Here is a 12,957-nt window from a genome sequence, read left to right on the forward strand (position 1 = left end):
CCGGTTTCCGGTCTAGCCTTTATGAATCATCATACTGCCTTTTTAAGCGAGTGGGGCAACAACGCACTCGACTTCTCCAAAAAGGCGCCAACTGGCATCTTGCCAACAACCCATTTCATTGTTACTGCCCTTATCATGGATAAGGCAGATCTGGCGACAGTGTTGGCAATACATGAAGCGGTCAGCAAGCGGCACTTCGATGGCGGACTGATTGACTCGGAAAGGATCAGTAATGACCATGTGAAAAGAAAGGAAGTTTTGGAAGACCTGGAAGAGTTGCCCTTCCAGGTTTTCTCAATTATCGTCGATAAACGTCAGGTAATAGGGGAGGGGCTGCGCTACAAAGGCTCTTTTTTCAAGTTCCTGCATGGACTCGCCGATCGGGAGCTGTTCCGGATCTTTCCGGACCTTGAAATTGTCACTGGCCAGGTCGGGGATGATACCTTTATGAATGGGTTCATTACTTATGTGCAGCAGAACCATATCGCCAACCTTTTTAATGAATCATCCTTTGGATTTGTCGCATCGCAGGATAGCCCGGTTGTCCAAACGGCCAATTTCGTTGCAGGAACGCTAGCGCGCTGTTATGATGAAACGGTCATCACTGATCAAAGAGGGGAGTTTATAGAAATCCTTAAACGCAAGGTTTTGACAATCAGGTTTTGGCCGGATGCCCTTGCGCACAACCTGATCAGCCAGCCTCAGCCGGGACCAAGCTTCGATCCGCTTTTGTCCCAACTGAGCGTTAACCTAGCCAATGATTTTCTTCATCGTAAATCAGCTGACAAGGCCCCGCAGGCCATTGACCAGGTAAGCAGTTTAAGCTACCTGCTTTTTCATTTTCGGCATATCAATCCCACTCGTTACATCACCAGCTTTGAGCTCATGGAGCACATCAGGGCCAGAAGGGGTAAGAATGTTTCGCTTCATTATTTTCAAACCAAGGTGATCGCCCCGCTACGGGACGCCGGTGTGCTGATTGCCAGCAGCTCGCGTGGATACAAGCTGCCTGCAAGCCAGCAGGACTTGTATGATTTTGTAGGCCACAGCAACACTATCATTGAGCCCATGCTTCCGCGCGTGAAACGGTTTCGTGACCAAATCCATATGGCTACTGATGGCAAGATTGATGTACTGGCGGCGGATGAATATAAGGTGATCCGGAAAGTCATAGACTAGGTCGTCGCTGGGCCATTATTTCCAAACCGTCTTTGATCGAAAACGTTAGGTAGGCACGGTTGTACTTACTGGAACGTTTTACGAATCTATAAAGGAGTGGTTTATTTTTACCAGAGGTGTTCACCTATCAGTTGAGATAAGCAAACAATTCGTCAGCTGAGCAGCAAAAACTGCCGTTAATTAAATCAGTCCCACCGGAGGCTAACTCTTTTAGCAATTTGATTAGGGACATGGTAAATAGGCGGAAAGTTCACACGGCATGACAGATTATCAATTTATTAGAGAGGTCGAAAAATTCAAACTTGACGACTTTACGCCATGTATGGGATGGATTGGAGACAAGCCCCATAAGATTTATACTAGCAAAGACCCGTTAAAATCCTTTGTCTATGATGAATGCACTGACAGGCTCTTTGAATTCCACCTGAGGGATCAGCATAGGTTAGACAAAGCTACCATCTATGATTGTCTCGTTAAGGCTTATCTGGCCTTGTCCGCACCACAAACCTGATTCCCCATTTTTAGTTTCGGCGATAGCTATTAGCTGGTGTATGCACGGAAACTGATCAAAAACAACCAGTCGCAAAAAAGAATAAACCCTTATTCTCGTACCAGTAGTTTTACCGGGTGGCCATATAAAACCATTTGCTTTTCATTTCCCATCAACGGACCAAACCATTTTGACAGGGCGACCGTTAGTAATAAGGATTACCAGTCCACTTTCATTAGTTTAAAGGTAGGCGTGAGAATATTTCAAAATGCAACAACTAGCGTCCGGGATTTAAGTTAAATTTCCTCTTGTTAAATAAACAAGTGCCTTCTGGCAATCATTAATACTTTCACCAATGCATATTGGGCCGTCATCCTGCCAATATGTGCATAATCCTAAACCATGGCAAAAACGCCCCTTAAAACGGATAAACAGATGGAAGATCTTGTTAACCATTTAACGATCCAGCGAGAAACCATCTTAAATAAGTGGCGGACTGTTTGCGCCCAAGATCTGGTTATGGTCAGTAAGACCAGCTTCTCCCGTGAAAAATTCAATGACCAGGCTCCGATAATCTTGAACATACTCAACCAGCGCCTCGCAAAGTTACCGCAAGAGTCCGATGTTGTCTCCATCGCACAGGCTCATGGGTTGCACCGCTGGCAACGTGGCTACTCGCTCCCTGAGCTGCTGGTCGAACTCGAGCATCTTTTTCGGGTTGTCGTAGGCCTTATCAGCGACTATCATCAAAATACAAAAAAACTTTCAGCCGATGTGATGCTGGAATTACATGCAAATGTTTTGGATATTTCACAAGAAGCCAACCGGGGCAGTGTCCTTTACTTTGATGAGCTCAGGCAAACGAATGCTGCTGAACAGGCCAGCATAACAGTGCAGGCACTTAGTCAACTTGAACAGCTAAGCAAGAGCAGAAGCAAGCAATTGCGTGAGAGCACGCACGATCTCAGGTCAAGCTTTGGTGTATTGATGGGCGCCTCACAAATGTTAAAAATGCCTGATACCGAGAAAGAACGCGTTACCCTGTTTGAAATGCTAAATAGAAATCTTGGCTTAGTTAGGGATATGCTCTTACAGTTGAGTGACTTCTCACGTATTGAAGCCGGACAAGAAACTTTGGAAGTTAAAGCGTTCGATGCGGCAGAGTTGCTTAACAACTTGATTGCAAGTGCCCAGCCGCTTGCCCAGAGCCGCAATCTTGTCTTACAAGGAGAGGGGCCAAGCGAGCTTAAAGTAACCAGCGACCCAGTGAAGATCCAAAGGATCACGCAAAATTTGATGTTGAATGCACTTAAATACACTACAAAGGGCGGCATTTATATTTCCTGGGCGCAAGAAAATGAGACGAGATGGATCCTGAGTATCCAGGACTCGGGCCCAGGCTTTTCGGCAGGCAGCCCAGCCAGTCTGCTAGCTGAACAATTAAAGCCTTTAAGAGAACCTAGCAGCAGCCATCAAACTGGTGGAAAAGATGAATATCCTCTGGATCATGCGCCCTCAACGGAGGCAATCAAACAACATCCGATTCAAATGAAAGAAAGTGAAGGGCTCGGTTTGTTTATTGTAAAGAAGTTGTGCGAGCTTATGAAAGCCAGTATGGATATTGAAAGTGAACCTGGGCGTGGCACACTTGTTCGGGTTAGGTTTCTGACCGATCAGCAGTAAGCATCTACATGCGCGATAGGCTTTTATTGATCTTATGATAATGTTGTCGATCAAATAGTTAATGCTCCCAGCCATTCATATTTTTCATTAGTGCGCCTTGCTGCGATTCTGACCTTTAAAAAAGGTAGGAGTTAATCCCGTGACCCGTTTAAATTGAGTGGACAAATGGGCGACACTGCTATATTTTAGCAAGTAAGAAATTTCAGTTAGGCTTAGTTCGTCAGATATTATGAGTTCTTTTACCTGTTCTATTCTACTGGTAATAATAAAATTCTCAATAGTGTCGCCCGTAACCTCAGAGAAGGTATTGGCTAGCCTTGGATACGTTTGACCCAATCTTTCACACAGGTACTTCGAGTTTTTTAATTTTGGTTTCTCACTCGACCGCGCGACCATTTCAATGATAGCTATTTTAATATTTTCAATAAGCTGTGCCTTTTTATCGTCCATCAATTCTAATCCCCACCTTTTTAAGGCTGAGTTTAAACGGTCTCGTTGATCAGTGGGCAGTTCTTTGTCAACTTCGACTTCTCCCAGGGAAATGTGACCATGCCGTATGCCCAACACCTGAAACTCTGCCTGGACAACAAGCTGGCATCTCCGGCTTACCATGTTTCTGATTTGAAGTATTGCCATTGTTTAACAGATTTAAAACATACTTTTCCTTATGTCCGATTATCCAATTACTGTTATTGCTAGTATTTATTGCTGATCAAGGAATGATATCAGAATCTACAATGCAAAGTATGAACATTTAGGTTTTTACCAGGTGAATTAGGCACCAGTACATACCCCGAAAATAGCGCCACCTGATCGCTAATTTAGGCGGCTACTGGCGGGGTGGTTTCTAAATAAGATATGACTCGGACGTCGGTAAAAGTTGGGTTAAATAATTCAAAATCTCTTACAAAATCATCTTCAAATAGTTGACAGTTAGTATAGAAACAAAATGATTTGATCTTGGTAATTCCATTATCGTTTGCTGACATTTCAATTGTAAAGTGGCCCATAACAGTTGCAACAGTGTTTTAGTTGATGAAAGATTATAATTCGTTAACTGATATATAATTAACAAAAGTTACGAGAAAACGTTGCTTAGAGATTGGTAATCAGAGATTTGCATAATCCTTATCAACTCGACAACTGGATGGAAGAGCGCTCGCCCACCCGGAACAGAGAATTGGATCGAATCTTTATGAAATTGATGCCGCGCACGTTACAGCTTAATGGAACCGAGATTTTTTGTTCGGAACAAAACAATCATAGAAAGAAACTCAACAAAGTGTTGTTTGACCAAAACCCGTTTTTTGGCTTATTCGATACTTTACATAAGATGCTGTAATCCAGACAATTGCAAATTAATATCAAGCTATTCTAGGCAATTCCGTTTGTTGTATAACTTTCAATATGTTAAGGCAAGTAGGAGTCTGCATGATTATGGGTTGTTTTTACTACTCAGCAACCCCCAACAGAAGCTCATTGTCTTTTAAAGCTTTTTAATTACTCAGCCGCTTCTCTTGTTTCTTTTTGCTTGTTTTTCAAAAGCTCTTCTACCTCTTTTACGGACAGATTAAGTGCCTCTTGCTTTTGCGTTTCAAGTTCTGCTCGTTCGGGGTCTTCATAGTAAATACTATCAACTCTCGCTGTAAGCGCCGGACTAAGCTGCCTGGCAATGCGGAATTTGAGATTGCTTTCATGCAGTCTGCTGCTTTCATTGTAGTTGCTTATGGCCACGGCGACGCTTATAGCCGTTGAAAGCACTAGCACTGCTGCCGAGATAATGAAGCCTTTCGATTGAAGGTCGAAGTGATGGTGATGCCTGACTTCTAACGTTTTTTGAACATTTACAATTGCTTGCTTTATCTGGGAAAAGTAAGTCTCCAACTGTTGAGCTGACAGCTCCTGTATTAAATCCGTTTTTAACTCAATCAAGGCATCGGCCAGCGTCTTGTTTTGAGTGTCAGTCACAGTTTGGATCAGGTTCTCAATAGATGCATTTTTTCTGATCACAAGTGAAAGCACTTCTTCAATTGATTCGAGTTGTTCTTCTATTTTTTTCATAAGCTTTTTCCTAAGTATTTTCTACGTTTCTTCTTTTTTGATGACTTCGTGCTCTGGTGGTCATATTGCTGTATAGGTCGGAGCAAGTTGTCCAGTATTCGATCGTCCGGGATATGCTGGGAGAAAGTTGTGGGCCGAAATCTTTCTTGTTGGCTGTCAGGCAGGTATTCTGGCTGCATCCGAAACGGCTGCAACATGGCCAGTTTCTGATTCTGGTGGATTATTGCATCCAGCTTGCCAAAGCTCAGGCTCCGATCGATCTTTGATCCTTTGAATTGCAAATTATCTTTGGCAAAGCTGACCCCTTGGATTTCACTCGTGCCCGATTTGTATTTAAAGATGGTTTGGATGCCATGCGTTTCCAGCTTGGCGCGCAGCTCATTCCAGCTGCCAGCGGTAGCACTTGCTGCTTTGATCGCATCAAACAATTCATATCTGAGTTTGTCAGCGCCTTTAAACTGCTGCCGGTTAACCTGCTGTTTTCCCTTGCCCAAATGATAACCATATTCGAGCGTAATCTCTTTGCATACCTTATGGTTCCTTTCTTTCTGAAACTGGTCTGAGATCGTCTTTCCTTGATTATCCACCCGGTTATAGATGATGTGCAAATGCGGATGGTTTTTGTCCCGGTGCTCAACCAGGATAAACTGCGTAGCAGTGATCTTCATCTTCTCCATGTACTCTAATGCACGTTGCGTCATAGTCTCAGGCGAAAGCCGGGCTTGGTCCTGCTTGCTCCAACTCAGCGAAATATGCCCAACTGACTTTGTCAGCTCAAGATTTAATTTCCTTTGCATGTTGAAATCTTCGATCATAGCCTGGACTTTGCCCGTTCTCACACCCTCCGACAATAGCAAGCTCGCTTCCTGCTTTTGCATCACATACCGGATCACACCACCGAAATTGCTTCCAATTGTTACCTTACCGATCATCACTGCCAAGCTTTTTTAAGATCACATCGATTTGTGAAATGAGCTCTTTACAGGATTGCCGGATGAATGTCAAACCTTCCTTATGTGCGAGGTGCGTGAGCTGATTCAGGTTGTTGGCCACACCCGTCAGCGTCCTCAGATGCCTGAGGTCATCCGGTTTTAACCTGGCTAAAACTTTCGCCTTCTTAGCCGACTGCCGCAGCCAAGCGCTTGGCTTCATGCCTGCATCCCTGGCCTTTTCTTCGATCAGAAAGCGCTCGGTTTCAGTCAGCCTAACCATCAGCTGGCTCTGCGGTTTTTGCGAAGCGAAAACACAAACTTGCTCTCTGAAGACTTTCACAAATGCAGCCCCCCAGACTTTTCAATAGCCTGCTGCTTTTTCAGCTCTTTTGGGATTGATTTCTGACTGACTAAGTAGTCATTGACATCCTTGTACTGCTTGTAAATGATCGAGGCGTCAACTGTTTTAAGCCCTGCCGACTCGTATTTTTCCTGCGTCTTTCTTCCAGCATTGTCATGGTCCAGATAGAGGAAAATACTGCGATAAACTTCTAAAATATCCAGGCTCCTGTCTACCAGGCCCACCGAGTTGAGCACCAGAAAATCGCTTTGGATCGGATGGATGTTTTTTTGCAGGGTGAGCAAGGAAAGAAAATCCATGAACCCTTCAACGACGCAAATGGACTTTGCCCCTTTTTCGATGTGGGTAATATCCTTGGGAGAAGTTGATCCTTTGAAGTAAGCATTTCTAAGCTCATAACCGCCGGACCTGTTTTCAAATCCTGCGGCGAAGTACTGTTTGTCTTCCAGCTGGTAGTACACTTCACGGCAATAGGGCTTTGCAATCTCAAACGAAATGCCGCGGCTTTCCAGGTAGCTGGTTATTGCCGGATTGTTTCCTAGGGGCTTCACCTCGTTGATAGTGATAGCAGCAGCAGAGACTAGTCTCTGGGTAACGCTTGGCCGTATATGTTTAGCAGACAATGCGGGATTAAGCATTTGCTGTTCAAAGAGAAAAAGGCCGTTTAACTTTTCAATTAGGCTACTTACATCCTGAGTAGGATACAGTTTTTCTGCCAGGTCAAATAACTTTCCGCCTTGCATAAGGGCGTAGTCATACCATCGATTAATAATTGTATTGACTTTAAACGATGGGGAATGCTCGGGCTTACGGATAGGCGAGACTTACCATTGACTTTCGCTTCTTTTATAGCTGGGCTGGATACCGATTTTACTTAGAAAATCAGTGATCGGTAGCTTGTTTAATTGCTTGATATTCATAGCTTTACTTTTTGATAAGCAAACACCTGATTTAAGCAGGCTGGTAGAAGCCGTTTTTATGATGGGATGATGAGAAATGGATATAAATAATTGATAATGATATAAGTTATAGGCTCATCAAAGCCTCATCAAGCATATTCGCCATGATGAGTTTTCTCATCGTACTCATCAAACCTCATCATGAATTGAGATACTTTGATGAGCATGTTATATGCTGATAATTAGCAAGTTGCAGCCTATTTTACAGCCCCTTATCAAACTTTTGGCTAATCGAATCCTTCGAAATTGTGTAATATCTGCCAGTCGAATGCACAGCAGCAAGGTCATTGCAGCTGTTGTACAAATAGGTCTGGTAGTTTAAACTGTTGGCTACGGGCTTCAATCCCCAATCATTTTGCAGCACATTGGATACTTGCTGGCGAGTCAGCCTTGGCATATTCCGTTTCAAATGGTCAAGCATGTCCTTGTTGGTGAATTCAAGCTTGTTGTTGCCCATATTCTCAAATATCTCCCTCAGGATAAATAACATTTCCATTTCCAGCCGATTGCGGTTATTGCGGATGACGCGCATGAGTGCTTCGGTACGGATCTGCCTTTCCGAAAACCACATCCTGGTTTGAGGTATGGGGACTGAGAGGTTCAGAGAGAGCGGGTAATTTAGAAAGGCTGGAAGCTCGCTAGCCATTAAGTCCAACAGATGGATGTTTTCGGATGGAAGCACTGGTACTTTCCGTATCCAGTAACGGGTTTCGGCCGGGTCAATGACAATGAAGTTTTCTTCATTATTGGAGCACAATACAAATTTGCCAAAAAACTCTGTTTCCTTCCGGTCCTTGCCTTTGGCTTCGACCTTGGAATTTCGGGCGGTGCTCAGGTTCTCGATCTTTTCAGAATCTTCCCTGCGGTCGAGCAGCACTTCATCGACGGCAATGATCAAAGTGTTCATCCAGTCGGAATTGAACTGCGAGCGGAAATCGCTGTTGCCATTGAAGGTCATGTTCTTTCCAAAGATCATTTTCAGAAAGTTCAGAAAAGTGGTCTTTCCTGTTTTGCGCTCTTTGGAAACCAGGCACAGCACCGGAAGCTTTTGAGTCGGTCTTTGGTAAAGAAGGCTTAGATAGTCCAGACCAAGCTCAAACTGTTCGCCGAAAATGTGGCGTATAAACCCGAGAGTGATAGACGGATCTCCTGGCTCAGGGTTCGCTTCCAACCGGTGGTAGAGGTTGTAAAAGTGTCCGACAATCTCTTTGTAATCCAGATGGTCGGGAACGCAGCAGAAGACATCAAACTTTCTGATCTTCTTTATCTGACTGGGTTCCAGGTCTTGCCTGAGCATCTCGGCTGACCACGGTATCCACATCTCCATAAATTCCTTGCTGACAGTGGGCTGCATACACTTTTTGTAATAGCCGGTCTGCACCCGTATATAGCTGCCTGGCAGGTTCAACGGATAATTATTGGCTGACATCATCAAGTAAACCGCTTAGTGACGTCTTGCTTTGCGCCCAATCACCAGAGAAGGAAGTTGCTCTCGGAGTTCAGCCATTGTTTTCTTCTTGCCAGATTTGATCCACTCTTCCAGCTCAGACTTATAGAAGTAAAGCCGTTTGCCCTTCTTGCTGACAGGTATCTCACGGTGGCAGACTTTTCCATAAAGCGTCTGCACGGACAGGTTCAGAAATTCAGCAGCCTGTGCAATTGTCATCAGTTCGATGGCAGGCGGAATGAGCTGGCGGGATTCCAAAAGAAGGTCTTGGATACTGTCAAGCTTCTGGTGAAGCTCTGAAACTGCGCGGGGCAGCTGGTCAAATGAGTATTGCTCCATAAGATTGCGTTTTTTGGTTTGATACCGCAATGTTATGTGCTTGTTTTGGTGGGTTACAAGGAGGAAGCCGTGTTACCCTACAATTGGCTACCGATATTTTTTGATTATTATTTAGTTGTCGCGCCCTTTCTTGCTTCTGGCCACAGCAGCCAGGGAAAAACTGCCCGGGCTGCTACTAATGACATCAAGAATTGGCGACTTGCAAATTTTGGTGTCCGACGAAATGATTCCATTCAGATATCCAGTTGTGAACGGCTTGGCCCGGGCATTTGACACATATTGAAAATGCGTAATGATCCAACTTTCAAGCTCAGCCTTACTGCAAGAAACGATCAGATTGGCTTCGATCAACTGCTTAAATGCATCAGCAAGCTGATTGCCATTGCTATTAAAAAGCAGTTTCTGCCTGGGTGAAATGTTATCGGTCAGAAGCGACAACAATGGCTACTGGTCTCTTTCTTCAAAATACTCCTTGAAGATTTTAAAAAATTGATCGGCTATGCCTTCAATAAATACCGGGTAGCGGCGAATTCGTATTAGCCTTTGTCCGGCATCAATTGCCTTTTCAATCTCGGAAGCTTGATCCCCTGCTTTTTCGAGCGCAATGACTTCTGCAATAAAACCCGCCAAACTCTCCTCCCTTTCCCGGATTGAGTCGCAAAGGTCTTCCACAAATTCTGGCGTGACGATTGCTCCCGTATTATTGGGCTCTAAAAGATCAGTTTAGAAAATTTCTGCAAATTCAATCACAAGCAGAAAGTTGTCCTGCATGTTTTCTCCATTTACAGGGTAATGACGGAAGTAATTTTCCCAAAACCTGTTGAATAGGGATAAAAGCTTCTTCGCCTGATCCAAATATGCTTTTCGTCTCCCAGGATCTGCGCCAATAATGTCGATGACAGCCAAGTTCTTTAAGATCTGCAGATGCTTTGCAAACTGCAATGAAAAATGTGAGGTCTGATGGGTAATATCATATCCCGATTTGAAGACTGGGCCGAGTTCCGCAGGTTCACGTTTGTCCCTAATTTCAGATTGTCAAGGTCAAATTTTTGTAAGAAGGTGAAATATTCCTTGAAATGCTCCATGCTTAAAAGAATCTAGTAATGGCTTTCAAACGATGCTTACGGTCAAAAACTACAACAGCGCGCTAAGATATTTTTTTGTTTTTTCATCATCAAAACTACCTAAATAACTTTCTGTGGTCGAAATCGAGGTATGGCCAAGCGACTGGCTGATGAATGCGAGTGGTGCTTCTGATTGCAGCAGGATCGTCGTGAAGGAGTGCCTGGCGCTGTATGTATTAACGTCACTTTCGATTTCAAGCTCTTTGGCAATACCTCTCATATATTGGTTAGTAATCTTAATGACCTGGCTGATGATGATCCGCTCTCTTAACAGCAGCATATCGTTTTCAAGGAATGGGAAAATGTGTTTTTTGGGGTGTCGGTCCTTGCCTGCCCACCTTTCTATGATTGCCAGCGTTTCCGGGAACAGCGTAACCTTAATATGGGTTGGGTTACTTTTTCTGCTCCTGGCTGTCTTCTGCCTAACAAAGGTCAACTTATCAGACTGAATATCCTCACATTTTAATCGGCAGATATCATTGATATTCATCCCATTGCATAAATAGGAAAATACCCATAGGTCTCGGCTTCGTTGCTCCAGGCCAGGTGCACACTGGTATTCCATGATCTTTAATACTTCGGCTTTCGTCAGGGCCTTTTTGGTATTGCTTCCAGCTGGAATAGTGTAACGATTTTTGGAGAATGGGTACAAATCGCGGTTGACAATGCCATTTTCAATAGCATCATTAAACACTGACCGGATGTGGCGGCCATAAATACCAACTGTCGTCAGCGAAGTGGCAGTAGCTTTTCATTTTTTACTTTTTGCGGCTTTACCGTATTTGAGCATCCATCTTTCATATAGGGCGAGCATCTGCGGTGTCAGGTGTTCAAATTTTATGACGAGGTCCTCAGCTGCAACAGCCTTTCCTTTGGGCGCAATGTAATTTAGGTATTCATACCGCTGCTCAACCGTCAGCGAACTTACGAAACGGCCCAGGGAAGCAGCGGCTGACAGATAACTGGTTGCATTACCGATCCTGCCTTGCTGTGTCATGAATTCGGCTTTTGATTTGAGTGCAGCGATAACGTTATTTTCGTCCTTGCGGTTTTCTAAGATTTTCTGGTCACGGCCGTACATGCTGATCTCATGTGCAAACAACTCAAAGCTAAAATCCCCTTGAAGCTTCGAGATAATAGTCTTAGCTCGGGACAGGTAACTTTCCACTTCCTTTCCGGTCTGATCTTCTTCAAAGTAACTCCCGTAAAACATCTTCCACAATTTTCGACGGTAGTCATTCTTGACTTGTCCCGGAATTCCATTTTTGTGTTTTTCAGAAATGTCCAATCCTCATCATGCACTTTGATCCCGGTGGTAAAAAGTCGTTGTTTCCCCTCGAAGTAAACCAACCATTTTACAATACCTGCACCCTCATTTAATGTACGTTTATCAAGGAATAAATTGACTGTTATAGCACCCATGATTTTTTGTCATTTGATAGTGGTTACAATAAACTTGCAATACAAATTTAAAAAACATCCAAAAATAACAAAAAATATAAATGATGAAAAAGATATCAATAACTTGTTTTTCAGATAGTTATCAAAATGTCAAAAAATAAAAAGACAATAAAAATGCTATTTTTACGTGACTTGTAATCAGTAGGTCGTTGGTTCGGTCCCGACTGGGGGCTCTCGAAAATCAAGCACTTAGCATGATTGCTAAGTGCTTTTTGCTTTTACTAACATTGAAAATAACATTGATTCGACGCGGCATAAAAAAAGCCTGCTATTAAACAGGCTCTTGTCTTTACTGGTTTCTGATCCTATTCCGTCGCATAAATAACTTTTGCCCCTTCAATTTTACCGGCTAGTGCTTTTGCGTATTTCTCCATTTCTAAGAATGTTAGCACGTCAACTGAGCCGTATTTTGCATTTCCATAGGATGGCGTAAACGAGAATCTACCGCTTGTAGATTGTGCGTATTACGGTAGTACCATCTATGATCGCAACTTTCAGCATCATAATAAAAGAATAATCAGGCCGCTTTCCTGGCGTACTAGTTATATTGAAAAAGTTCGCATTCGAGGAAGCAATACTATAACCTTCGGCCTGCATTGTCCGCCCGGCTAATTAGAAAACTTCTTGGTCGGGTAAACCAGTCCTCACTAGAACGACATTGTTCTTTTTTATGGGCGTCTCAGATTCTACTTTGAATTTCTGGGCAATTGAGGGCACAGTGAGTATGCAAAGAAAAATAAAGCAAAAATTTCTCATATTGTCTGTGGATTTGTTAGTTCGCAAATATAAAACATCTCATACTCTGTTTGACCACTTTGATATGTGCTATTCTATTAACAATCACGCGAGTATGCCGGAAGAGTTTAACTTACATATCACGCATTATAAAAATATTTAGCTGTGTTTAATCTTCACTTTCAT

The 12,957-nt window shown here is 43.4% G+C and carries 13 protein-coding genes; 2 read left to right on the forward strand and 11 right to left on the reverse strand.

What is annotated here, in order from left to right; all coding sequences use genetic code 11:
• Nucleotides 1-21: 21 nt before the first annotated feature.
• Nucleotides 22-1,179, forward strand: coding sequence for a hypothetical protein (locus LZG74_RS19970; protein WP_233798269.1), 1,158 nt, complete (start codon nucleotides 22-24; stop codon nucleotides 1,177-1,179).
• Nucleotides 1,180-2,071: 892 nt separating this feature from the next.
• Complete coding sequence (locus LZG74_RS19975; RefSeq protein WP_233798270.1) at nucleotides 2,072-3,352, forward strand: HAMP domain-containing sensor histidine kinase; 1,281 nt, start codon at nucleotides 2,072-2,074, stop codon at nucleotides 3,350-3,352.
• An 87-nt stretch (nucleotides 3,353-3,439) separates the two neighbouring features.
• Here LZG74_RS19975 and LZG74_RS19980 read toward each other — a convergent pair whose 3' ends face one another.
• The 11 genes from LZG74_RS19980 to LZG74_RS20030 form a co-directional block, all read right to left on the reverse strand.
• On the reverse strand, nucleotides 3,440-3,988 hold the full coding sequence (locus LZG74_RS19980) for a helix-turn-helix domain-containing protein (protein WP_233798271.1): 549 nt from the start codon (nucleotides 3,986-3,988) through the stop codon (nucleotides 3,440-3,442).
• A gap of 864 nt (nucleotides 3,989-4,852) precedes the next feature.
• Entirely contained in the window at nucleotides 4,853-5,413 is a 561-nt protein-coding gene (locus LZG74_RS19985; protein ID WP_233798272.1) for a hypothetical protein, read from the reverse strand.
• On the reverse strand, nucleotides 5,410-6,345 hold the full coding sequence (locus LZG74_RS19990) for a relaxase/mobilization nuclease domain-containing protein (RefSeq protein WP_233798824.1): 936 nt from the start codon (nucleotides 6,343-6,345) through the stop codon (nucleotides 5,410-5,412). The genes LZG74_RS19985 and LZG74_RS19990 overlap by 4 nt, the downstream gene beginning before the upstream one ends.
• Nucleotides 6,335-6,685: a MobC family plasmid mobilization relaxosome protein gene (locus tag LZG74_RS19995; protein WP_233798273.1), complete on the reverse strand. Its 351-nt coding sequence runs from the start codon at nucleotides 6,683-6,685 to the stop codon at nucleotides 6,335-6,337. Before LZG74_RS19995 ends, LZG74_RS19990 begins: the two co-directional genes overlap by 11 nt.
• Nucleotides 6,682-7,449, reverse strand: coding sequence for a toprim domain-containing protein (locus LZG74_RS20000; RefSeq protein ID WP_233798274.1), 768 nt, complete (start codon nucleotides 7,447-7,449; stop codon nucleotides 6,682-6,684). Before LZG74_RS20000 ends, LZG74_RS19995 begins: the two co-directional genes overlap by 4 nt.
• 418 nt (nucleotides 7,450-7,867) lie before the next feature.
• Nucleotides 7,868-9,097 carry a primase-helicase family protein gene (locus tag LZG74_RS20005; protein WP_233798275.1) on the reverse strand — a complete coding sequence of 410 codons (1,230 nt, stop codon included), beginning with the start codon at nucleotides 9,095-9,097 and terminating at the stop codon, nucleotides 7,868-7,870.
• 12 nt (nucleotides 9,098-9,109) lie between these two features.
• Nucleotides 9,110-9,451 carry a helix-turn-helix domain-containing protein gene (locus LZG74_RS20010; RefSeq protein ID WP_233798276.1) on the reverse strand — a complete coding sequence of 114 codons (342 nt, stop codon included), beginning with the start codon at nucleotides 9,449-9,451 and terminating at the stop codon, nucleotides 9,110-9,112.
• A 111-nt stretch (nucleotides 9,452-9,562) separates the two neighbouring features.
• Nucleotides 9,563-9,892 (reverse strand): hypothetical protein, encoded by a 330-nt coding sequence (locus LZG74_RS20015; protein WP_233798277.1) that lies wholly within the window; start codon nucleotides 9,890-9,892, stop codon nucleotides 9,563-9,565.
• Between the two features lie 3 nt (nucleotides 9,893-9,895).
• Nucleotides 9,896-10,123 carry a hypothetical protein gene (locus LZG74_RS20020; RefSeq protein ID WP_233798278.1) on the reverse strand — a complete coding sequence of 76 codons (228 nt, stop codon included), beginning with the start codon at nucleotides 10,121-10,123 and terminating at the stop codon, nucleotides 9,896-9,898.
• A gap of 462 nt (nucleotides 10,124-10,585) precedes the next feature.
• The gene (locus tag LZG74_RS20025) at nucleotides 10,586-11,269 is read right to left on the reverse strand and encodes a tyrosine-type recombinase/integrase (protein ID WP_233798279.1); all 684 of its coding nucleotides are present in this window, start codon (nucleotides 11,267-11,269) and stop codon (nucleotides 10,586-10,588) included.
• A 57-nt stretch (nucleotides 11,270-11,326) separates the two neighbouring features.
• On the reverse strand, nucleotides 11,327-11,788 hold the full coding sequence (locus tag LZG74_RS20030) for a hypothetical protein (RefSeq protein ID WP_233798280.1): 462 nt from the start codon (nucleotides 11,786-11,788) through the stop codon (nucleotides 11,327-11,329).
• Nucleotides 11,789-12,957 lie beyond the last annotated feature (1,169 nt).

This window comes from Dyadobacter sp. CY327 (assembly GCF_021390415.1).
GTDB lineage: Bacteria > Bacteroidota > Bacteroidia > Cytophagales > Spirosomataceae > Dyadobacter > Dyadobacter chenhuakuii.

Excerpts from the sequence above, each read along its gene's own strand:
- LZG74_RS20030 (WP_233798280.1), bottom strand. The coding sequence starts at position 11,788 with ATGTTTTACGGGAGTTACTTTGAAGAAGATCAGACCGGAAAGGAAGTG.
- LZG74_RS20000 (WP_233798274.1), bottom strand. The coding sequence starts at position 7,449 with ATGCAAGGCGGAAAGTTATTTGACCTGGCAGAAAAACTGTATCCTACT.
- LZG74_RS19970 (WP_233798269.1), top strand. The coding sequence starts at position 22 with ATGAATCATCATACTGCCTTTTTAAGCGAGTGGGGCAACAACGCACTC.
- LZG74_RS19980 (WP_233798271.1), bottom strand. The coding sequence starts at position 3,988 with ATGGCAATACTTCAAATCAGAAACATGGTAAGCCGGAGATGCCAGCTT.
- LZG74_RS20010 (WP_233798276.1), bottom strand. The coding sequence starts at position 9,451 with ATGGAGCAATACTCATTTGACCAGCTGCCCCGCGCAGTTTCAGAGCTT.
- LZG74_RS19985 (WP_233798272.1), bottom strand. The coding sequence starts at position 5,413 with ATGAAAAAAATAGAAGAACAACTCGAATCAATTGAAGAAGTGCTTTCA.
- LZG74_RS19975 (WP_233798270.1), top strand. The coding sequence starts at position 2,072 with ATGGCAAAAACGCCCCTTAAAACGGATAAACAGATGGAAGATCTTGTT.
- LZG74_RS19990 (WP_233798824.1), bottom strand. The coding sequence starts at position 6,345 with ATGATCGGTAAGGTAACAATTGGAAGCAATTTCGGTGGTGTGATCCGG.
- LZG74_RS20005 (WP_233798275.1), bottom strand. The coding sequence starts at position 9,097 with ATGATGTCAGCCAATAATTATCCGTTGAACCTGCCAGGCAGCTATATA.